Source organism: Ramlibacter sp. G4-7, from assembly GCF_057784995.1.
Genome location: NZ_JBYNTT010000001.1, coordinates 49,952 through 69,238 on the forward strand (window position 1 = coordinate 49,952; position 19,287 = coordinate 69,238).

At 71.0% G+C, this 19,287-nt stretch carries 20 protein-coding genes; 10 read left to right on the forward strand and 10 right to left on the reverse strand.

Translation table 11 applies throughout. The features are described from left to right. Positions 1–82: 82 nt before the first annotated feature. Positions 83–742 carry a response regulator gene (locus tag AC3EGR_RS00255; protein ID WP_488544415.1) on the forward strand — a complete coding sequence of 220 codons (660 nt, stop codon included), beginning with the start codon at positions 83–85 and terminating at the stop codon, positions 740–742. Next, entirely contained in the window at positions 739–2,115 is a 1,377-nt protein-coding gene (locus AC3EGR_RS00260) for a sensor histidine kinase (protein WP_488544416.1), read from the forward strand. The genes AC3EGR_RS00255 and AC3EGR_RS00260 overlap by 4 nt, the downstream gene beginning before the upstream one ends. A gap of 45 nt (positions 2,116–2,160) precedes the next feature. On the opposite strand, the gene AC3EGR_RS00265 is transcribed toward AC3EGR_RS00260, so the two are convergent. From AC3EGR_RS00265 to AC3EGR_RS00275, 3 genes are read right to left on the reverse strand one after another with little or no spacing between them, the layout of a single operon-like run. Then, positions 2,161–2,925 (reverse strand): response regulator, encoded by a 765-nt coding sequence (locus tag AC3EGR_RS00265; protein ID WP_488544417.1) that lies wholly within the window; start codon positions 2,923–2,925, stop codon positions 2,161–2,163. 54 nt (positions 2,926–2,979) lie between these two features. After that, the gene (locus AC3EGR_RS00270; RefSeq protein ID WP_488544418.1) at positions 2,980–6,303 is read right to left on the reverse strand and encodes a PAS domain-containing hybrid sensor histidine kinase/response regulator; all 3,324 of its coding nucleotides are present in this window, start codon (positions 6,301–6,303) and stop codon (positions 2,980–2,982) included. A 23-nt stretch (positions 6,304–6,326) separates the two neighbouring features. Further along, the gene (locus AC3EGR_RS00275) at positions 6,327–6,713 is read right to left on the reverse strand and encodes a hypothetical protein (RefSeq protein WP_488544419.1); all 387 of its coding nucleotides are present in this window, start codon (positions 6,711–6,713) and stop codon (positions 6,327–6,329) included. Positions 6,714–7,010: 297 nt separating this feature from the next. On the opposite strand from AC3EGR_RS00275, the gene AC3EGR_RS00280 reads away from it, so the two are divergent. Both AC3EGR_RS00280 and AC3EGR_RS00285 read left to right on the forward strand, forming a co-directional pair. Beyond that, positions 7,011–7,358, forward strand: a complete 348-nt coding sequence (locus tag AC3EGR_RS00280) for a hypothetical protein (RefSeq protein ID WP_488544420.1) — start codon at positions 7,011–7,013, stop codon at positions 7,356–7,358. 100 nt (positions 7,359–7,458) lie between these two features. Further along, on the forward strand, positions 7,459–7,638 hold the full coding sequence (locus AC3EGR_RS00285) for a hypothetical protein (protein WP_488544421.1): 180 nt from the start codon (positions 7,459–7,461) through the stop codon (positions 7,636–7,638). A gap of 15 nt (positions 7,639–7,653) precedes the next feature. On the opposite strand, the gene AC3EGR_RS00290 is transcribed toward AC3EGR_RS00285, so the two are convergent. From AC3EGR_RS00290 to lhpI, 6 genes are read right to left on the reverse strand one after another with little or no spacing between them, the layout of a single operon-like run. Further along, positions 7,654–8,625, reverse strand: coding sequence for a threo-3-hydroxy-L-aspartate ammonia-lyase (locus tag AC3EGR_RS00290; RefSeq protein ID WP_488544422.1), 972 nt, complete (start codon positions 8,623–8,625; stop codon positions 7,654–7,656). Between the two features lie 44 nt (positions 8,626–8,669). Next, entirely contained in the window at positions 8,670–9,944 is a 1,275-nt protein-coding gene (locus AC3EGR_RS00295; RefSeq protein WP_488544423.1) for an MFS transporter, read from the reverse strand. Between the two features lie 59 nt (positions 9,945–10,003). Next, positions 10,004–11,005 carry a MerR family transcriptional regulator gene (locus AC3EGR_RS00300; RefSeq protein WP_488544424.1) on the reverse strand — a complete coding sequence of 334 codons (1,002 nt, stop codon included), beginning with the start codon at positions 11,003–11,005 and terminating at the stop codon, positions 10,004–10,006. Positions 11,006–11,018: 13 nt separating this feature from the next. Next, positions 11,019–11,957 (reverse strand): pseudouridine-5'-phosphate glycosidase, encoded by a 939-nt coding sequence (locus tag AC3EGR_RS00305; RefSeq protein WP_488544425.1) that lies wholly within the window; start codon positions 11,955–11,957, stop codon positions 11,019–11,021. A 34-nt stretch (positions 11,958–11,991) separates the two neighbouring features. After that, positions 11,992–12,177, reverse strand: a complete 186-nt coding sequence (locus AC3EGR_RS00310; protein ID WP_488544426.1) for a hypothetical protein — start codon at positions 12,175–12,177, stop codon at positions 11,992–11,994. Between the two features lie 46 nt (positions 12,178–12,223). Then, positions 12,224–13,168, reverse strand: a complete 945-nt coding sequence (gene lhpI, locus AC3EGR_RS00315) for a bifunctional Delta(1)-pyrroline-2-carboxylate/Delta(1)-piperideine-2-carboxylate reductase (protein ID WP_488544427.1) — start codon at positions 13,166–13,168, stop codon at positions 12,224–12,226. 87 nt (positions 13,169–13,255) lie between these two features. Between lhpI and AC3EGR_RS00320 the strand changes: the two genes are divergently transcribed. Beyond that, on the forward strand, positions 13,256–14,221 hold the full coding sequence (locus AC3EGR_RS00320; RefSeq protein WP_488544428.1) for an MBL fold metallo-hydrolase: 966 nt from the start codon (positions 13,256–13,258) through the stop codon (positions 14,219–14,221). 14 nt (positions 14,222–14,235) lie between these two features. Here the strand turns inward: AC3EGR_RS00320 and AC3EGR_RS00325 are convergent, their stop codons facing one another. Further along, entirely contained in the window at positions 14,236–14,703 is a 468-nt protein-coding gene (locus AC3EGR_RS00325) for a MarR family winged helix-turn-helix transcriptional regulator (RefSeq protein ID WP_488544429.1), read from the reverse strand. A gap of 151 nt (positions 14,704–14,854) precedes the next feature. Between AC3EGR_RS00325 and AC3EGR_RS00330 the strand changes: the two genes are divergently transcribed. The 5 genes from AC3EGR_RS00330 (at position 14,855) to AC3EGR_RS00350 (ending at position 19,283) form a co-directional block, all read left to right on the forward strand. Beyond that, positions 14,855–15,217: a protocatechuate 3,4-dioxygenase gene (locus tag AC3EGR_RS00330; RefSeq protein ID WP_488544430.1), complete on the forward strand. Its 363-nt coding sequence runs from the start codon at positions 14,855–14,857 to the stop codon at positions 15,215–15,217. Next, complete coding sequence (locus tag AC3EGR_RS00335; RefSeq protein ID WP_488544431.1) at positions 15,217–16,059, forward strand: class III extradiol dioxygenase family protein; 843 nt, start codon at positions 15,217–15,219, stop codon at positions 16,057–16,059. The genes AC3EGR_RS00330 and AC3EGR_RS00335 overlap by 1 nt, the downstream gene beginning before the upstream one ends. A gap of 37 nt (positions 16,060–16,096) precedes the next feature. Continuing rightward, the gene (locus AC3EGR_RS00340) at positions 16,097–17,149 is read left to right on the forward strand and encodes an aromatic ring-hydroxylating dioxygenase subunit alpha (protein WP_488544432.1); all 1,053 of its coding nucleotides are present in this window, start codon (positions 16,097–16,099) and stop codon (positions 17,147–17,149) included. Beyond that, complete coding sequence (locus tag AC3EGR_RS00345) at positions 17,146–18,126, forward strand: Bug family tripartite tricarboxylate transporter substrate binding protein (RefSeq protein ID WP_488544433.1); 981 nt, start codon at positions 17,146–17,148, stop codon at positions 18,124–18,126. Before AC3EGR_RS00340 ends, AC3EGR_RS00345 begins: the two co-directional genes overlap by 4 nt. Before the next feature lie 77 nt (positions 18,127–18,203). Further along, a complete protein-coding gene (locus AC3EGR_RS00350; protein WP_488544434.1) occupies positions 18,204–19,283 on the forward strand; it encodes a porin in 1,080 nt (359 codons plus the stop codon). The last annotated feature ends 4 nt before the right edge of the window (positions 19,284–19,287 follow it).

Here is a 19,287-nt window from a genome sequence, read left to right on the forward strand (position 1 = left end):
CGCATTCTTCCTTGGGTATGCTTAACGGCAGCCAAAGGGCCGCTTTGGCTGGCCTTGAGGAACGCGCCCGGAGAATCCAGCCATGCACATCCTGCTGATCGAGGACGACCTGGACCTGGGCCGCGCCTTGCAGGCCGCCCTCAAGGTGGAAGGCCTCAGCAGCGAATGGTTGCGGCGCGCGGCCGACGCGCCCGCCTCCGTGGATCCCGCCGTCGTCGATTGCGTGCTGCTGGACCTGACCCTGCCGGACGGCAGCGGCTTCGACCTGCTGGCGCGCTGGCGCGCTGCGAACAACCCGGTGCCCGTCATCGTCATCACGGCGCGCGGCGCGGTGGAGGACCGGTTGCGGGGCCTGGACGGCGGCGCCGACGATTTCGTCGTCAAGCCCTTCGCGACGGCCGAACTGGTCTCGCGCATCCGCGCGGTGCTGCGCCGCTCGGCGCGCCAGACCAGCGAGCGCTGGACGCTGGGCAACCTCACGATCGAGCCGCGCAGCCACCGCGCGGCGCGCGCGGGCGAACCACTGGAGCTGTCGCCGCGCGAGTTCCAGCTGCTGCTCGCCCTGGCGCGCGATGCGGGCACGGTGGTGCCCAAGGGGGTGATCGCCCAGCGCCTCGAGCCGCTGGGCGACCCGGTGGACTTCGCTTCCATCGAGGTGCACGTCTCCAACCTGCGGCGCAAGATCGGCGCGCAGGCGATCCTGACCGTGCGCGGGGTCGGCTACATGCTGGCGGCGGCATGAACGCAGCGCTGGATTGGTGGGGCCGCATCACGCAGCCGACGCTGCAGCGGCGCAGCGTGGGCTACGTGCTGTTCGCCTTCGCGCTGATCTGGGTCGTGCTGCTGGCGTACGTGTACTGGCAGAACGAGCGCATCCTGGCCACCGAGCAGCCGCTGCGCAAGTTCACCGAGGCGCTGCATGGCGCGCTGGAGGACACGCCCGATCCCGCCCAGGCGCAGGCCGTGGTGCGCGCGACGCTGCGCTGGCTGAACGAACGCCGCGCGCAAGGCCCGCGCTTCCCGGTGGGCATGGACGCGGAGCTGCTGGATCCGTCCGGCCACCGGGTGCACGCATCGGCGCAGCTCGCGGCGCTGGGCCCCGATGCCTGGGTGCGCGGCGACACGGTGAAGATCGGGGATCGCGCCTTCCGGCTGCACGAAACGCGGGGCACGCGCTGGACACTGCGCGTGGCCGAGCCGGTGCGCACCACGCAGCGCTTCCTCTCGTACAACTCCTCGGTCCTGATCGAGTACCTGCTGCTCGCGCTTCCCTTCGTGGTCCTGCCCGTGTGGTGGTCCGTGCGCACCGGGCTGCGGCCGCTGGAGCAGTTCGCGCACGCGCTCAAGGGCCGACGGCAGGGCGACCTGGCGCCGGTCGGTCACGCGGTGCGTCACCGGGAGCTGCAGCCCTTGTCGGAGGCGCTGGAGGACCTGCTCGCGCAGCTGCGGCAGAAGCTGGACCGCGAACGCCTGTTCGTGCAGGACGCCGCGCACGAGATCCGCACGCCGCTGGCCGTCGTCGGCACGCAGGCGCACGTGCTCGCGCATGCGCCGGCCGCGGAGGACCGCGAGCGCGCGCTGGCGCTGCTGAACCAGGCCATCGCCCGCGCCTCGCATCTCGCCCAGCAGCTGCTCGTGCTCGCCACGTTGGACGGGGATGCACGCCCGGCGCCGCGCCGGGTCGACGTCGCCCAGGCCGCGCGTGAACTGCTCGCGCAACTCGCGCCGCTGGCCATGGAGCGCGGCATCGAGCTGTCGCTCGACGCGCCCGAGCAGCTCTGGGCGCAGGTCGACGCGGCCGCTTTCGGCTCCATCCTCGGCAATCTCGTGGACAACGCCATCCGCTACGGGCGCGACGGCGGCGCGATCGTCGCCACCCTGCGCGCCGCCGAGGGCGGCCTGGAGCTGCTGGTGCGCGACGACGGCGCCGGCATCCCGCCGCAGGAACGCGGCCGGGTGTTCGAGCGCTTCTACCGCGTGCCGGGCAACGAGCGCCCGGGCTCCGGCCTGGGGCTGGCGATCGTGCAGCAGGCCGCGGCCCGCATGGGCGGGCAGGTGGAGATCACCGAGGGGCTGGCCGGGGGCGGTGTGGGTTTCCGCGTGCGCCTGGCGTAAGGCACGCGGCGGCGCCTTCGGCCCCCCGCCGCTCCAAGGAGGTCGCTAGTTGTCGCCCGGCACGAACATGTAGCCGGCGTTGCGGACGGTGCGGATCACCCGCGGTTCGCCCTCGGGATCGTGTTCGACCTTGCGGCGCAGGCGGCCGATGCGGATGTCGACCGATCGGTCAAAGGGTTCCCACTCGCGGTTGCGCGTGCGCAGCAGGAGCTGGTCGCGCGTGAGCACGCGGTTGGGGCTCGCCAGGAAAGCGGCGAGCAGGTCGTACTCCATGCTGGTGAGCGTCACCTCGGCCCCGTCGGCCTCGAACATGCGGCGCGAATCGAGGTCGAGCTCGCAGCGTCCGACGCGGCAACGGCGTGCCGGCGCGACCGCGATGGGCGCGATGGCGGCAGGCTGGGCCGGCGTGGCCGCCGGCGGCTGCGGCGCTGCCGGCGTCGCTTGCAGGCGGCGCAGCACGCTCTTGATGCGCGCCAGCAGCTCGCGCAGGTCGAAGGGCTTGGCGATGTAGTCGTCCGCGCCCAGCTCCAGCCCGACCACGCGGTCGATCACGTCGCCGGAGGCGGTGACCATGATGACCCCCAGTTCGTAGCGCTCGCGCAGGTAGCGGGCCAGCACCAGGCCGTCCTCGCCCGGCAGCCGGATGTCCAGCAGCACGGCGTCCGGCAGTTCGCGCTCCAGCTGCGCGCGCATCTCGGCGCCGTTGGCCGCTTCCGCCACGCCGAAGCCGTGGCTCTGCAGATAGTCGCGCAGCAGCGAACGCACGGACGGATCGTCGTCCACCACCAGCAGGCGCGAGTGCGCGTTCATGGCCGGAAATTCTGCAGCAGGGTTGGCGCAGGTGGCGAGCGGCGATACCACGGGTTACGTCCCGCCCGCCAGCAGCCGCCCCAGCAGCGGTCGCAGCAGGGCGGTGTCCACCGGTTTGCGCAGGAGCGTCGTGACCCCGCTGTCGGCGAGGTCCTGTTCGGCAATGTCGAAGGCGTTGCCGGTGTACAGCAGCACCGGCAGGCCGGGGCGCTGCGCGCGGGCGTGCCGGGCCAGGGCCAGGCCGGTCATGCCGGGCATGGTCTGGTCGGTCAGCAGCAGGGCGAAGCTTTCCATGGGGCTGTCCAGGCGCCGGGCGGCCGCCAGCGGGTCCTGCTCCAGCACCACGTCCAGGCCCCAGCCGCGCATGAGGTCGCGCATGTAGTTGCTGACGATGGGCTCGTCCTCCACCAGCAGCACCCGGCCTTGCAGCGGCGCGATCGCGGCGGGGCGCGGCGCGGAGGGCGTGCACGGCAGCATCGCCTTGCGGTCTTCCGCCGCCGCCGGCAGCAGGACGTGGAAGGTGGAGCCGCGGCCCGGCTGCGTGCTCACCTGGATGTGGCCGGCATGGTCGTGCACGATCCCGTGCACCATCGCCAGGCCCATCCCGGTGCCGCGGCCGACCTCCTTGGTGGTGAAGAAGGGCTCGAACATGCGGTCGAGCACTTCCTGCGTCATGCCGCGCCCGTTGTCCTCGACCGAGAAGGCCACCCAGCGCCGGTCGTCCAGCGCGGCCCCGCACGAGGAGCAATGGCCATGCGCGGCACGGTGGGCGATGCCCAGGCGCAGGCTGCCGTGCTCGCCGATCGCGTCGCGCGCGTTCAGGCACAGGTTGAGCAGCACCTGCTCGAACTGCACCGGGTCCGCCAGCACGGGCGGCACCTCGGCGTCCGCGGCATCGCACCCTTCGCGCACGACCTCGATGGTGGAGGGCAGGTTGGGACGCAGCAGCTGCAGCACCTCGGCCGTGACCTGGGCGGCGCCCAGCAGGCGGCGTTCTCCGCGCCGGGGCCGCGAGAACGCGAGCAGCTGCGCGACGTGCTCGCGGGCGCGCTCGGCGGCCAGGCGGGCCTGTCCCAGCTCGCTGGCCAGCACGGCGTCCTGTTCGGCCGCGGGCCGTTCCTGCGCCATGCCGAGATAGCCCAGCACGCTGGTGAGGATGTTGTTGAAGTCGTGCGCCAGGCCGCCGGTGAGCTGGCCGATGGCCTCCATCTTCTGCGCCTGGCGCAGCTGCCGTTCCAGCTCGGAGCGGCGCTGTTCCGCCGCCACGCGATCGCCGATGTCCCGCACGGCGTACAGCACGTGGGGCTGGCCGCGGTAGGTCATGGCCGTGCCGCGCACCTCGGCGTACAGGGTGGAGCCGTCCTTGCGCCGCACCGCCGCCTCCGCGCGCAGCTCCCGGCCCGCCAGCGCCAGGGCGTGGTCGGCGCGGTAGCGGCCTTGCAGCACCGGGTCGGGCTGGGTGAGCACGCGGTCCGCGGCCATCACCTCCTCGCGGGTGTAGCCGCTCATGGCCAGGTAGGCCGGGTTGACCTCGACGACACGGTAGGACGCATCGCGCAGCGCCAGCGCGTCGGCCGACGCATTGAAGATCGCGCGGTACTGCTCCTCGCTGTCGCGCTGGGCGCGCTCGGCCAGCCGCGCCTGCGTGATGTCGCGCCCCATATAGAGAACGTGGGGCTCGCCGCGGTGCAGGAAGGGGGCGCCGCGCAGCTCGAGCTCGCGGGTGTGGCCGTCGCGGCGGCGGATCTGCGTCTCCAGGCGCACCGTCTTGCCGGCGAGCGCCTCCTCGTGCAGTGCCCGGATCGTCGCGGCGACCTCGGGCGGGTTGGCGATGATGCGATTCACCCCGAGCACCTCGGCCCGCGTGTAGCCGGTCCACGCCTCGTAGGTCGCGTTGACGTCGACGATGCTGAAGTCGGCGGCGCGCAGCACCAGTGCGTCCGCGGAGGCATTGAAGATCGCGCGGTACTGCTCCTCGCTGCGCTGCAGGTCGCGCTCGCGCTGGCGCCGCTCGCTGATGTCGCGCAGCACCGCCAGCGCGTGCGGCCGGCCGCGCTGCACGAAGGGCAGCACGCGCAGGTCGGCGTCGAAGCTGGTGCCGTTGGGGCGCAGCACGGTCGTCTCCACGTGCGTGCCCTCGCCGGCCAGGGCGCGCCGCACCATGTCCAGCCGTTCGCGCACGTAGCCGGCCGGCATCGTGTCGGGATAGGTCTGGCCGACCAGCTCCTCGCGCGAGTGGCCGTACAGGGCGCAGCCGGCGGGGTTGACGTCCACGATGCGAAGTTCCTCGTTCCACAGGAACAGGCCGTCGACCGAGCCTTCGAAGATCGCGCGGTACTGCGCTTCGCGCTGGCGCAGGTCTTCCACCGCCTGCTTCTGGGCCTCGCCGGCGCGCAGGCGTTCCACTTCCGCGGCGGCGCGCACCGCGAAGATCTTCAGGGTGGCCTTGACGCGATCGAGCTGCGTGAGCGGCCGGCGCGAGGCGACCGAGACGATGCCCAGGGGCGTGCCGTCCAGCGCGGTCAGCGGATGGCCGGCATAGCCTTCGCTGCCCAGGTCGCGCAGGTCCTTGTCGCCCGGGAAGAGCCCTTGCACGTCGGCCGGATAGGCGCGGAAGGAATGGCCCAGCACGGTGGCGCAGGGCGTGCCGGCGAGCGGGTAGGGGATGTCGTGCAGCACCTTGCCCTGGCAGAACATGGCGAGCATGCGCATGCCTTCGGCCTGGGTGGGATCGGGTTGCGCGATGAAGGCGACCTCCACCTGCAGGATGGTGGCCAGCAGCCGGACCAGCTCCTCGAACACCGAGCCGCTGCCGGAGGCGGACACCGCCAGCGCCACGGCGCGCAGCGTCTCGTCGGTCCGCGAGCGCTCGAGCTCGGCGGCAGCGCGGGCGGCGACCACCGCGAGCAGCATTTCGACGCGTTCGGCGTCGCCCGCGGACAGGCCCCGGCGATCCATGGCCAGCAGCAGGCCGACCGTGTCGCCTGCGCTGTCGACCAGGGGCAGCGTCGCGACGGCGTCCATGCGCTCGCGCGCGAACAAGGAGCGCGCCGGCAACTGCGCCAGCGCGCCACCGGGAATGCATTGGTAGTCGAGCAGGGAGGCGTCCGCACCGGGGACGCTGCGCCGCCCGAAGCTGAAATTCGGAAGGGGCTGGCCATCGAGGCAGACGGCCAGGGTGCGCAGCGTACGGCGCGACTGCTCGGCCGGAACGGCCAGCAGCACCAGCGGCATCTGCAGGACGGCGGCGAGCGCCTGCACGAGGTCCGCAAAAAAACTCGCCCCCGCGGGTTGCGCGGCGGCGAGCGCGAGGCGGGCAAACCCGCGCACCTGCGAGACACTCATGTCCTCGACGGGTGGCAGCGCGGGCCTGCTCATGGCTGCAAGTCTAGCCCTCGCGCCTACTGCTGGCGCGCCGCGATCTCGGTGGCGGACGCGCGGTGCATCGCGCGGGCGACGTAGCCGGCGCCGCCGCCTTCCGAGTTCATGGCACGCACCTCCTCCCGCGAGGCGAGGAAGGCAGCGCGGGCTTCCTGCCGCGTGTAGCCGCTGGCGGCCAGCACCGGCGCCTGCTGCTGCGAATACAGCTCGCTGGCGAAGCTGGTGATCTGGCTGCGGTTGGCCATGACGGCCGCCTGCACTTCGGCACGGCTCAGGACACCGGCGATGGGCTTGATGTCCTCGATGGGGCCTTCGGCCCGGGCTTGCCCGGTCATCACGGCGGCGGCCAGGGTGGCCGCTGCAACGCTGCCGAGGAAGCCGAAGGAGGAAGTGATGCGATGGTTCATGGCGATCTCCGTGAGCGAAGGGATGGGGATTGGCCTGCGGCTCCGCTCCTGCCGCCGGCCCCCGGGTGGGTTGAAGGCAAGTCTGGTCGCCGGCGGTAATCGCGTCGTTTCAGCGCGCCGCGCGTTTGTATTCGTTTGGTATCGCTCCCGGATTTCCTGATCGAAAGTACGGAAATCGCGAACCTCGCCGCCGGCGGCGCAGGAGGGGCTTACACCTCGCGCCGTAACAGTCCATGACCGTCATGGAAAGCTCACATGGATCGCCTAGAGTCCGGGCCACAACGACAAGGGGGACCGATGCGACTCAAGCAACTATCCGCACCGGTGGCCACGTTCAAGCTGGCCGCTGCACTCGAACGCTACGACATGCGGCTGCGCGCGCTCGCCGACAGGTCGCTCGACCTGGACCTGGTGCGGCGCGTGCAGCAGGAGTTCGGCGAGCTGCGCCTGCTGTGCGCCTCGCTGCCCAAGCTGTCCGTGTCCTGGACGGCTGTGCTGCTGTCGCGCTCACGCCTGCTGCAGGCGCTTTGCCAGCGCACGGCGCCCGCCGCGTCCGCGCTGCTGCACGAGCACCTCGCGGCCGTCGAGGGGCTGCGCCGGCGCTGCCTGCGGGCCATGGGCGCGCAGGGCGTGGGCCTGACCTGACCGGGTCGGGTAGTCCCGCGCCTACGTCGCGCAGGGTCCGGCTCCCACCCGCGGCCCGCGCGCAACGCCAACAATCGTCTGGCCCAGCCAAAGGAAAGACATGCCCACCCAACCGAACCGCAATTCCGATCCGGACTCCAGGACTGGCACGGAAACCGAGGACGAACCGATCCCTTCCGCCTCCGACGATCGCGTGATCGAGGAAACGGCGCGCATGGCGCGCGAGGGCCGCAAGGAACGCGACGCGGACCCGAACGAGCCCAAGCCGCAGAGGGAGTGAGCAGCGCTCGCGCGCTCAGGCGGCGAGCAGGCTGCAGAAGCGCGCCAGGTCCACGTTGCCGCCGCTGAGCACCACGCCCACGCGCTGGCCGCGCAGCTGCGCCCGCATGCGGCGGGCGGCCGCGAAGGCGAGGCAGCCCGTCGGTTCGGCCACGATCTTCATGCGTGCGGCCAGCAAGCGCATGCATTCCACCAGCTCCTGGTCGCTGGCCGTGAGGATGTCCGTCACGTCGCGGCGGATGATCGCGAAGGTGAACGCGCCCAGGTGCTGGGTCTGGGCCCCGTCGGCGATGGTCCTGGGCGTCTCGATGTGGACGATGCTGCCGCTGCGCAGGGACTGCTGCCCGTCGTTGCCCGCCTCGGGTTCGACGCCGTAGAGCCGGCAGGCCGGCGCCAGGGCCTTGGTGGCCAGCGCGCAGCCGGAAAGCAGGCCGCCGCCGCCCAGAGGCACGAACAAGGCATCGAGCGGGCCGACCTCCTCGAACAGCTCCTTGGCCGCCGTCCCCTGGCCGGCCAGCACGTGCGGGTGGTCATAAGGCGGGATCAGCGTCAGCCCTTCTTTCTCCGCAAGGTCGCGTCCGATCTGCTCGCGGTCTTCCCGGTAGCGGTCGAACAGCACGACGCGGCCGCCGTAGCCGCGCGTCGCCTCCACCTTGGACACCGGCGCGTCGTGCGGCATCAGGATGGTCGCCGGAATCCCCAGCAGCCGCCCGGACAGCGCGATCGCCTGGGCATGGTTGCCCGAGGAGAAGGCGACCACGCCGGCCCGGCGCTGCGCCGGCGTGAACTGCGCCAGCGCGTTGAAGGCGCCGCGGAACTTGAAGGCCCCCATGCGCTGCAGGTTCTCGCACTTGAAGAACACCTGCGCGCCGAACTCCTCGTCGACGGTGCGCGAGGTCAGCACCGGCGTGCGGTGCGCCTGGCCCTGCAGGCGCGCCGCCGCGGCCGCGACGTCGTCGTAGGTGGGAAGCGCGGTCGCTGTCGTCATGCTCGCTCCGTGCGCTGGTCGCTGAAGACCCGCACGATAGCCGATCAGGCCGGTGCATCGCTCACGCGGCGGATCGGCGTGAGCACCCAGGCGAGCGCCGCCACCAGCAACAGCAGGCCGCCGGCCGCGACGAAGAGCTGCGGCAGGCTGATGAATTTCATCGCCACGCCGGTGAGCGCCGAGGACAGCGGCACCAGGCCCATGAAGATGAACATGAACAGGCTGGTGGTGCGCCCCACCATCGCGGCGGGCACGCGCTTCTGCATCCAGGTGAACACCGCGACCTGCAGGAAGCCGCCGAGCACGCCGATGGACAGCATCAGCAGCGCGCCCTGCCAGGCCGCACCGATGCCGCCCAGCGGCATGCACAGGAGTCCGATCACCGCATCGGCCAGCAGCAGGCTGGTGCCCAGCGTGCCCACCCGCAGGCCGGGCCGCAAGCCGCCGGCCACCATGCCGGCCAGCGTGCCCGCGCCGTGCGCGCCCAGCATCAGCCCCAGGGCGGACGCACCGAGCTGCGGCTGGCTGTTGGCCAGCACCGGCAGGGCGATGTGCAGCGGCCCGAGCACGAGCAGCGCCACCGCAGCCCAGTAGGCGAAGCAGGTGCGCAACTGCGCGTCGCCGGCCACGTGTTGCAGGCCCTGGAGCACCGAGCGCCAGATGCCGGTGGGCGCCGCAGTGCGCGCCGGCGGCTCCTGGGTGCGCACGCGCGAGAGCGTCCAGGCCGACAGCGCGAAGCTGGCCGCGTCCAGGCCGAAGGCCAGCGCCATTCCCGTCGCGTCGTGCACCGCGCCCGAGCCGTCGCCGAACAGCGCGATCAGCAAGCCCGCGAGCAGCGGACCCACGAACATGCTCAGCTGGCGCAGGCCCAGGATCATGCCGTTGGCGGGACCGAGCTGCGCCGGCGGCAAGGCGTGCGGCAACATCGACGTCCCCGAAGGGATGCCGAAGGCGCTGCTGATGCCCAGGGCCAGCGAGAGGGCATAGATGGCGGGCAGCGACAAGGCGTCGCGCCAGACGCCCAGCGCGAGCACCGCCAGCAGCAGGGTGTTCACGTGCTTCGTGGCCATGAGCACGCGCCGGGGCGAGAGCCGGTCGACCAGGGCGCCGCCCACGAGGATCAGCAGGGCGCGCGGCACGCCGACCAGGGCGAGCACGGTGCCCAGGGCCACGGTGTCGCCGGTCATGCGCAGCACCAGCCAGGGCAGCGCCACCAGCGTGAACTGGTCGCCAAGCAGCGAGATGGCGCTGCCGGCCAGCAGCCAGCGGAAGTTGGGGCTGCGCAGGAGGGCGGCGCGGGCGCCGGGATCGGGATGCATCAGGGGTCCTCGTCTTTCTTCGAACGGGACGCACTGTGCGGCCTCACGTTGCGTGAGGGTCAAGGGGCGGGCGGCACCTTGAGCAGGAAATCGCGCACTTCGCGGCTGAGCGGCGCACCGGCCAGCAGCAGGGGATCGCCCAGGTGCAGCGTGAGCAGCTTCTCGCGCCGGGCGGGATCGCCCCCAGTCATCTGGTCCAGCAGGCCGATCCAGCGCTCGCGCAGCGCGCGTGCGGGCTGGCTGCCGGGACGCACGCGCGACTGCAGCAGCTTGCGGCCGGCGCGCTCGATCGCGGCGAAGTCCTCGTCGGGCACCAGCCGTGCGGGGCGGAAGTCCAGCTCGCCGAAGTGCGCGCGCAGCAGGCCGACGCGCACGGCGATCGCCTCCTCCATGTACGCGACCATGTCGCTGGGAGGGGCCGACCCGACGCCGTGCGCGGAGGGCTCGCTGCGGTACATGGCGCCCCAGCGGTCCAGGCGCTCGAAGTCCCCATCCATCCAGCGCACCATCAGCGCCATCCAGCGCCGGGTGAGGGCCTGCGCCCGCACGCTGTCCACCCCCGCACCGGCGTCCATGCACGCGCGCACCTCCTGCATCAGCGCCAGCCACTCCTGCTCTATGGCCGCGAAGGACTGCAGGATGTCGCGGATCTCGCGCGGGTCGAAGTGGCGGGCATAGGTCGTCATCAAGGACAGGCCGCGCACCCAGTCGTCCATGGACGGCGCGTCCCCCTTCTGCAGGGTGTCGCGCATCAGCGCGAGCCGCTCTTTCAGCTCGCTCGCCTGGCGGATCTGCTGCTCCAGCTGCACGATCTGCTGTTCGATGATGCGCTGCGGGCTGCCGCCGCGGCCATCGAGCAGCGGGCCGATCTCCGCCAGCGGCAGGCCGAGGTGGCGCAGCGCCTGGATCGCGTGCAGCCGCGCGACGTCGGCTTCGGCATACATGCGGTAGCCGGACTCGGCACGCACCGAGGGCTTGAGCAGCCCGATCTCGTCGTAGTGGTGGAGCGTGCGCACCGTGAGGCCCGTGGAACGGGCCAGGGCGCCAACCTGGAGCAGCATGGGGGCGAGCCTATCAGGCGCCGCGCCTGGCCTGCGCCAGCGCGACCGCCAGTTTCGCGCCGGCCTCGGCGTTGTTCTTCACCAGCGCGATGTTGGTGGCCAGGCTGCGCCCGGCGGTGAGCGCCTGGATGCGCGCGAGCAGGAAGGGCGTGACGGCCTTGCCGGCGATGCCTTGCTCGCCCGCTTCGGCCAGCGCCTGGTCCGTGATCCGGTCGATCTCCTCGCGCGGCATGGCTGCCGCTGGCGGCACCGGCACGCTCAGCACCACGCCGCCGGCCAGGCCCAGGTCCCATTTGGTGCGCAGGAAACGCGCCTGCTCCTGCGGCGTGTCCAGCCGGTAGTCCGCGCGCAAGCCGCTGTCGCGCGTGTAGAAGGCGGCGAAGTTGTCCTGGCCGCAGCTCAGGACCGGCACGCCGTGCGTCTCCAGGTATTCGAGGGTGAGGCCCAGGTCCAGGACGGACTTGGCCCCGGCGCACACCACGGCCACCGAGGTGCGCGCGAGCTCCTGCAGGTCCGCCGAGATGTCGAAGGTCTCGGCGGCACCGCGGTGCACGCCGCCGATGCCGCCGGTGACGAAGACCTCGATGCCCGCCAGCGCGGCGCAGATCATCGTGCCTGCGACGGTCGTCGCGCCGAGCGCGCCGCTGGCCAGCACCGCGGGGAGGTCGCGCCGGCTCACCTTGGCTGCCGTGCCACTGCGGCCGAGCAACTCGAGCTGTTCATCGGACAAGCCAACGCGGATCCGGCCGTCGATCACCGCGATCGTCGCCGGCTCCGCACCGTGGGCCCGGATGACCGCCTCGACTTCGCGCGCCGTGCGCACGTTCTCGGGGTAAGGCATGCCGTGGGCGATGATGGTGGATTCGAGCGCGACGACCGGCCGGCCCGCGGCTTGGCCGGCGGCGACGGGCGCGCTGCGCTCCAGCCAGGAGCGGGCGATGTCGGTGTGCATGGCCCGCAGTGTGCCGCAGGCGCGCAGCCGGGGCTCAGTCGTTCCCGGTGGTGTACGGTCCCCGCTCCCTGCGGTGCTCGGGGATCACCCGGTGCCGCTCGGCGTCCGGGTCCGGGTGGTGGATGGTGGCGTTGCTGCCCTCCGGGATCGGGTCGTCCTCGGGCTTGGGCAGCTCGTGCGGCGGCATCACATCGGGGGCGGAGGCGGGCTTGTCGTGCATGGCCTGACCAATGTAGCGCCGGCGGGCCGGGTGCCCGTGTAGGGGATCAAGGGGTCTGCTTGTGGGCCTCGTACACGAGCACCGCGGCTGCCAGGTCTTCCAGCGCCGTCCCGACCGACTTGAACACGGTGCGCTCGGCGGGCGTGCGGCGTCCGTCGGCCGCGCCGCGGCTGAGCGTGGCGAGCGTGCCGCGCACGGCGTCCGCCCGGAACACGCCGCGCGACAGCGGGCCGAGCAGCTCGCCGCTCTTCTTCAGTGCCTCTTCGGTATCGAGGTAGAGCGAGGCACCCGCGAAGCAGTCGTCGTCCGCCTCGCGCATCGCGGGCGTGAAGCTGCCGATCAGGTCCAGGTGCGTGCCCGGGCGCAACCACGCGCCGCGCACCACCGGGGCGGTCGCCAAGGTGGCGCAGCTCACGATGTCCGCCTCGCCGCAAGCCGCTTGCAGGTCGGCGACGGCGCGTGCGGGCAGGCCTTGTCGCTGCAGTTCGGTGGCGAGCGCCTGCGACTTCGCGGCGTCGCGCGCCCAGACGCTCACGCGCGCGATCGGACGCACGGCGGTGTAGGCGGCGGGCAGCAGGCGCGCGACCTGGCCCGCGCCGACCACCAGGAGGTGCGACGCGTCCTCGCGCGCCAGCCAGCGTGCCGCGAGCGCCGAAGCGCCTGCCGTGCGCCTGTGCGTGATCGCGTCGCCGTCGATCGCCGCCAGCGGCGCGCCCGTGCTGCCGTCGTACAACATGTAGCTCGCATGCAGGCCCGGCAGCCCGCGCGCCGCGTTGCCCGGCGCGATGTTGATGGTCTTGATGCCGTAGTACCGGCCGGGGATCCATGCCGGCATGATCAGCGAGGTGAAGGCGGCGCCGCACGGAACGGGCACCTCGTGCACGTGGCGCGGCGGCACCTCGCAGCCTTGCGCGAACAGCGACTGCAAGGCCGGCACGAGCCGGTCGAAGGGCAGGGCGGCGGCCGTGGCGGCGGCGTCGAAGATCTGCATGGCGGAGAGCATTCTCGGGGAAGCTGCTGTTGCCCGCCGGCGCCGGCTCGGTTAGCGTGCCACCCCACACCACGGCAAAGGTTGAAGATGAAACGTCGTTCCTGGATGGCAGGCCTGGTTGCCCTGGTGGCCGCGCTGGCCTTGCCGGCCTTCGCCCAGACCGTGAAGGTGACGCCACTGGGCGGCATCGACGGTGAGTTCTGCCCGCAGGACCGCGCGCTGGTCTTCGAGGACCCGAACGGAACGCGCGTGCTCTACGACCCGGGACGCACCGTGGCCGGCGCCACCGATCCGCGCCTGGGCAAGATCGACATCCTCCTGGTCAGCCACATGCACGGCGACCATGCGGGCAACGCGCACAACAAGGCGCCGAACTCCGGCACCTGCGCCGACCCGGACATGTCGGTCGCGGCGACGCCCAACTCGAACGCCGTGAACATCGCGCTGGCCAAGAACGCGAAGGTCGTCACCGGCAGCGAGATGCCCGCCTTCTTCGCGGCCAAGCTGCGCGCCAACGGCGGCAATCCCGCGAACTCCATCCTGGCGCGCTTCGGCGGCAGCGTCACCGTCAACGGCATCCGCATCGCCACGGTCACGGCCATGCACAGCAACGGCCTGGACCCCGACTACATCGGCGGCGAGCTGGGCAAGGCGATGAAGGACGCCGGCATCGCGGGCGACGTCGGCCTGCCCACGGGTTACGTGGTCCGCTTCAGCAACGGCCTGGTGGCCTATCTGTCCGGCGACACCGGCGTGACGGCGGACCAGGAGCGCGTCGTGCGCGACCTGTACCGCGCCAGCCTCGTCGTGATGAACATCGGCGACGGCTTCACCACCGGCCCGGTCGAAGCCGCCTACGTGGTCAACGATCTCGTGAAGGCCGCCTCGGTGATCGCATCGCATGCGAACGAAGTCGGCACGGTGAACGGCAAGGTGCGTCCGGGCAGCAAGACGGAAGCCTTCCAGCGCGCGGCGAAGATGCCGGTGTACATCCCGCTGTCGGGCCGCACGATGGAATTCGACGGTGCCGGGAAGTGCACCGCGGGGTGTTGAAGGGGAACGTCGCCTCAACCGTGTGAATGAGGCCGCAGGCGCCGCGCGCCGCCGTGCCGGCGGTCTGCCTTCTCCGTCACGGGCCGCGCCGCTTCCAGCCGCTCTGCGGCCTCCGTCAGTTTCTGCAGCATGGTGTCGAACGCCTCCTGCTCCTGCGGGGAAAGGGCGGCGAGCACCTCGCCGTTGAACGCAGCGGACTGCGGCAGCAACTCGTCGTACACCGCGCGGCCGTTGGCGCTCAGGCTCACGACCGCGCGCCGGGCGTCCCCGGCGACCGCAAGGCGCTGCACCAGCCCCTTGGCGACGAGCTGTGTGATCAGTGCCGACACGCGTCCGCGCTCGAGGTGCGTGCGCTCGGCCAGGCCCGAGGGCGACATCGCGCCTTCCTCAGCGAGTTGGGCGATGACCCGCCACTCGCGCCGCGTGATCCCGTAACGTCCTTCGCAAAGGCGCACGAGCATGGCCGTGCTGGCCGACAGCAAGCGGCTCAGGCGATAGTTCAGGAGGTCCCGCGACCCGCGCGGATGAGAAAGTGACATCAGGGTTTGTGCGGAGGCTGCCGCGCCGATGGTTCAATAGTTGAATTATCGGCGCGACTCCTAGACTGGGCGGCATCCTTCGAAGCACCAGTCGATGTCCGTCACCCAACTCACTCCCGGCCTGCGCATCCAGGGCTCCGAGGTCTTCGACCTCGCCGCTTCCTGGCGCGGCTATCGCATCAACAAGATGTGCAACGCGCTGTCGCAGGCCCAAAACCGCAGCGCCTTCCAGCAGGACGAGGAGGCCTTCATGGCCCGCTTCGCCCTGAGCGAGCAAGAAAAGCAGCTCGTGCGCAGCCGCGACTTCTCCGGCCTGCTGGCGGCCGGCGGCAATATCTACTTCCTGCTCAAGCTCGGTGTGGTCACCGGCAACGGCCTCTACAAGATGGGCGCGAAGATGCGTGGCGAAAGCTACGAGCAGTTCCTCGCCACCCGCAACGACGCAGGAGCCACGTGATGGGACGCATCGTCGCCGGCATCGGCACCTCCCACGTTCCTTCCATCGGCGGTGCCTACGACCGCGGCAAGACGGCCACGCCGGCCTGGAAGCCGCTGTTCGACGCCTACGTGCCCGTGCGCCAGTGGCTGCAGGAGCAGAAAGTGGACGTCTGCATCATGGTCTACAACGACCACGGCGCCGACTTCTTCTTCGACAAGTACCCGACCTTCGCGGTGGGCTGCGCCGACCGCTACGCGGTCGCCGACGAGGGCTTCGGCGTGCGGCCGCTGCCGGAGATCCGCGGCGACGTCGCCTTCTCCCAGCACCTGTGCACCTCGCTCGTGTACGACGAGTTCGACCTGACCATCTGCCAGGAGATGGCCGTGGAGCACGGCTTCCTCGTGCCCATGCACCTGTGCTTCGACCCGCGGGCGGACGGCTGGCCCGTGGCTTCGGTCCCGGTGCAGGTGAACGTGCTGCAGCACCCGCTGCCCACGGCGCGCCGCTGCTACAAGTTCGGGCAGGCGATCCGCCGCGCGGTGGAGAGCTATCCGAAGGACATCAAGGTGGCCATCGTCGGCACCGGCGGCATGTCGCACCTGCTCACCGGCCCGAACTTCGGCACGATGAACGAGAACGAGGACCTCGTCTTCCTGGACAAGCTGGAGAGCGACCCGGAGAGCCTCACGCGCCTCACGCACGAGGAGATGATGCACAAGTACGGCGTGGAGGGCATCGAACTGATCATGTGGCTGGTGATGCGCGGGGCGCTCTCGCCCGACGTGAAACGCATCCACCGCAACTACTACGCCCCGATGACCACCGGGATGGGCCTCATCACGCTCACGGACGGCCACTGACAAACCCGGGGCGCGCACTCCCCCATTGGAGACTTTCATGACGACGTTCATCCGGAACGCCTGGTACGTAGCGGCGTGGTCGAAGGAGATCGGCCGCACCCTGTTCAAGCGCCGCATCCTCGGCGAGCCCGTGGTCCTGTACCGCAAGCAGGACGGCAGCCCCGCCGCCCTGCTGGACCGCTGCGCGCACAAGCTCGTGCCCCTGTCAATGGGGCAACTCGTTGGCGACTTCGTGCAGTGCGGCTACCACGGCATGGAGTACGACTGCTCGGGAAAATGCGTGAAGGTGCCGGGCCAGGACCGCATCCCGCCGACGGCCATGGTGCGCAGCTTCCCGGTGGTCGAGCGCTACAACGCCATCTGGATCTGGATGGGCGATCCGGAAAGGGCCGACCCCGCCACCGTCCACCAGGTGCTGCGCTACGGCGAGCCCGGCTGGGCCGTCATCGACAGCCAGTACCAGTACCACCGGACCAATTACCTCAACATCGCCGAGAACCTGCAGGACCCGGCGCACACCACGTACACGCACCGCTCCACGATCGGCAATCCCGCCGCGAGCGAGGTTCCGGTGAAGGTGGAACAGGACGGCGAGCACGTCGTGAGCTGGCGCTGGACCAACAACGCCCCGCCGCCTCCGATCGATCGCCAGATCGGCGGCTTCACCGGCCTGACCGACCGCTGCCAGTACTACAACTTCTTCGCCCCCTGCGTGTCCCGCGTCGACGTGTGCACGCTGGACGCGGGGCAGGAACACAGCGAAGAGAACATGGACCGCGGGCACCGCGCATTCAGCTACAAGTTCCTGACGCCCGAGACCGAAGGCACCACGCACTTCTTCTGGATGCACGTGCGCAACTTCGGCGTCGATGACCAGGCGCTCGAACCCTCCCTGATCGAGGGCATGACCCGCACCTTCGAGGAGGACAACGTGATCTGCGGCGCCATCCAGCGCGAGCAGGAGGCCACGGGCGTGCGCCAGTACACCTGGCTCGCGATCGACGCGGGGCCCTCGCGCGTGCGCCGCTTGCTCGAGCAGATGGCCGCGGCGGAAGCCGCCCCGCAACAAGAAGTGAAGGTGGTCGCATGAACCGAAGAAACGCCATCGGGGCCCTGGGCCTCGCCGCCCTGTCGCCCGTCGCCGTGCTGCCCGCATGGGCCGACGAGGGCCCGTATCCCCAGCAGCCGATCAAGCTGGTGGTGCCGTTCCCGCCGGGCGGTGTCACCGACCGCATCGGCCGCTCCCTGGGGCAGAAGCTGTACGAGACCATGGGCCAGCCCTTCGTCATCGAGAACAAGCCGGGTGCCGGAGCGACCATCGGCAGCGACTTCGTCGCACGCGCCAAGCCGGACGGCTACACGCTGCTGCTCGGCGCCCACGCTTCGCACGGCATCAATCCCAGCCTGATGAAGCTGAGCTACGACCCGGTCAGGAGCTTCGAGCCGATCAGCTTGCTGGTCACCGTGCCGAACATGCTGCTGCTGAACCCCTCAAATCCGGCGCGCTCGCTGCGCGACCTGATCGCGCAGGCCAAGGCCCATCCCGGGAAGCTGACCTACACCTCCGCCGGCATCGGCACCTCGGGCCACATCGCCGGCGCCATGCTGGCCTCCATGGCCGGCATCGAACTGCTGCACGTCCCGGCGCGCGGCCCGGCGCAGGCGGTGCAGGACACGCTGGCCGGCCACGTCGACATCCTGTTCGACAGCACCCTGATCTCGCTGCCGCTGGTCAAGACCGGCAAGCTGAAGGCGCTGGCCGTGACGAGCAGCGAGCGCTCGCCGGCGGTGCCCAGCCTGCCGACGATGGCCGAAGCCGGCCTGCCTGGCTACGAGGTGCTGCTCTGGTTCGCGCTGTATGCGCCGGCCGGCACGCCGCAGCCGATCGTGCAGAAGCTCCATGCCGAGACTGCCAAGGCGTTCGCGGATCCCAAGGTACGCGATCCGCTTGTGCAGGACGGCGTGGACGTCGTCGTGGGCACGCCGCAGCAACTCGCGAAGTTCCAGGTCGCCGAGATGGGCAAGTACGCGAAGCTGGTCAAGGAACTGGGCCTCAAGGCGAACTGAGGCCCGCCACGGACCCACGCGGGCAGCCCTCGCAGTGCCCGCAGCCCCGCTGAATGACAACAACCAGGAGACAGAACTTGAAATCCACGAAGACGATCCGGGCTGCGGCCGCGGCCCTGCTTGCCACCGCTGCCTGCGCGTCGCAGGCGCAGTCCAGCCTGCAGATCTACGGCATCATGGACGCCGGTGTGCTGGTGAGCAATACGGGAGCGCCCGGCCAGCACCACGAGAGCGAGCTGGCCACCGGCAACGGAGCAGGCACGCGCCTCGGCTTCCGTGGCACCGAGGACTTGGGCGGCGGACTGAAGGCCTCTTTCCAGCTGGAGATGGGCATCTTCAACGACACCGGCGAGTTCATCACGTTCGGCGAGCCCGCGGGCACGACCTTTGGCCGCAAGTCGGTGGTGGGCATCCACGGGGGATGGGGCGACCTGTTCCTGGGGCGCGACTACACCCCCGGGTGGTGGAATGTCTTCCAGAGCGATCGCTTCCGATTCGGCCTGCCGGGCACCAACGCCACCTCCAGCGGGATCGTGGTCACGCGCGCCAGCAACGGACTTTTCTATCACAGCCCCGTGCTGGGCGGATTCCGGGCGCGCCTCGCCTACACCTTCGGCAAGGAGTCCGCCGCCGAGAATGAACTCGGACGCCTCGCCGGCGCGCAACTCGAATACCGCGCGGGCAAGCTGTTCCTCAGCGTGGCGGCGCAGAACCGGCACGACCAGGTGCCGGGCTCGACGACCGCGCTCACCTCCCTGAAGGAACGCGGCGCGGGCTTCGAGTACGACTTCGGCAGCGTCGTGACGAGCGCCGGCTACTGGCAGGCGGATCCGGTGACGGCCACCGCGGGCGCGGTCGACAAGAGCCGCGCCGTGTGGCTGGGCGCCAGCGTTCCGGTCGGAGTGGGTGAGATCAAGGCGCAGGTGACCCGCACCAGCATCGATTCCCTGGCTCGCGGCCATGGCAGCGCGCTCACGGGAGGCGTCGCCTACATCCACCACGTGTCCAAGCGCACGTCCCTGTACGCCGGCGTGGGCACGGTGCGCAACGATGCCAACACGCGCCTGCCGCTGAACGTGGGCACCGTGAAGGTGGGCGGCACGACCTTCGATGCCGATCCGCGTGCCGCGATCGTCGGCATCCGGCACGACTTCTGAGGCC

Excerpts from the sequence above, each read along its gene's own strand:
- AC3EGR_RS00255 (WP_488544415.1), top strand. The coding sequence starts at position 83 with ATGCACATCCTGCTGATCGAGGACGACCTGGACCTGGGCCGCGCCTTG.
- AC3EGR_RS00260 (WP_488544416.1), top strand. The coding sequence starts at position 739 with ATGAACGCAGCGCTGGATTGGTGGGGCCGCATCACGCAGCCGACGCTG.
- AC3EGR_RS00265 (WP_488544417.1), bottom strand. The coding sequence starts at position 2,925 with ATGAACGCGCACTCGCGCCTGCTGGTGGTGGACGACGATCCGTCCGTG.
- AC3EGR_RS00270 (WP_488544418.1), bottom strand. The coding sequence starts at position 6,303 with ATGAGCAGGCCCGCGCTGCCACCCGTCGAGGACATGAGTGTCTCGCAG.
- AC3EGR_RS00275 (WP_488544419.1), bottom strand. The coding sequence starts at position 6,713 with ATGAACCATCGCATCACTTCCTCCTTCGGCTTCCTCGGCAGCGTTGCA.
- AC3EGR_RS00280 (WP_488544420.1), top strand. The coding sequence starts at position 7,011 with ATGCGACTCAAGCAACTATCCGCACCGGTGGCCACGTTCAAGCTGGCC.
- AC3EGR_RS00285 (WP_488544421.1), top strand. The coding sequence starts at position 7,459 with ATGCCCACCCAACCGAACCGCAATTCCGATCCGGACTCCAGGACTGGC.
- AC3EGR_RS00290 (WP_488544422.1), bottom strand. The coding sequence starts at position 8,625 with ATGACGACAGCGACCGCGCTTCCCACCTACGACGACGTCGCGGCCGCG.
- AC3EGR_RS00295 (WP_488544423.1), bottom strand. The coding sequence starts at position 9,944 with ATGCATCCCGATCCCGGCGCCCGCGCCGCCCTCCTGCGCAGCCCCAAC.
- AC3EGR_RS00300 (WP_488544424.1), bottom strand. The coding sequence starts at position 11,005 with ATGCTGCTCCAGGTTGGCGCCCTGGCCCGTTCCACGGGCCTCACGGTG.
- AC3EGR_RS00305 (WP_488544425.1), bottom strand. The coding sequence starts at position 11,957 with ATGCACACCGACATCGCCCGCTCCTGGCTGGAGCGCAGCGCGCCCGTC.
- AC3EGR_RS00310 (WP_488544426.1), bottom strand. The coding sequence starts at position 12,177 with ATGCACGACAAGCCCGCCTCCGCCCCCGATGTGATGCCGCCGCACGAG.
- lhpI (WP_488544427.1), bottom strand. The coding sequence starts at position 13,168 with ATGCAGATCTTCGACGCCGCCGCCACGGCCGCCGCCCTGCCCTTCGAC.
- AC3EGR_RS00320 (WP_488544428.1), top strand. The coding sequence starts at position 13,256 with ATGAAACGTCGTTCCTGGATGGCAGGCCTGGTTGCCCTGGTGGCCGCG.
- AC3EGR_RS00330 (WP_488544430.1), top strand. The coding sequence starts at position 14,855 with ATGTCCGTCACCCAACTCACTCCCGGCCTGCGCATCCAGGGCTCCGAG.
- AC3EGR_RS00335 (WP_488544431.1), top strand. The coding sequence starts at position 15,217 with ATGGGACGCATCGTCGCCGGCATCGGCACCTCCCACGTTCCTTCCATC.
- AC3EGR_RS00340 (WP_488544432.1), top strand. The coding sequence starts at position 16,097 with ATGACGACGTTCATCCGGAACGCCTGGTACGTAGCGGCGTGGTCGAAG.
- AC3EGR_RS00345 (WP_488544433.1), top strand. The coding sequence starts at position 17,146 with ATGAACCGAAGAAACGCCATCGGGGCCCTGGGCCTCGCCGCCCTGTCG.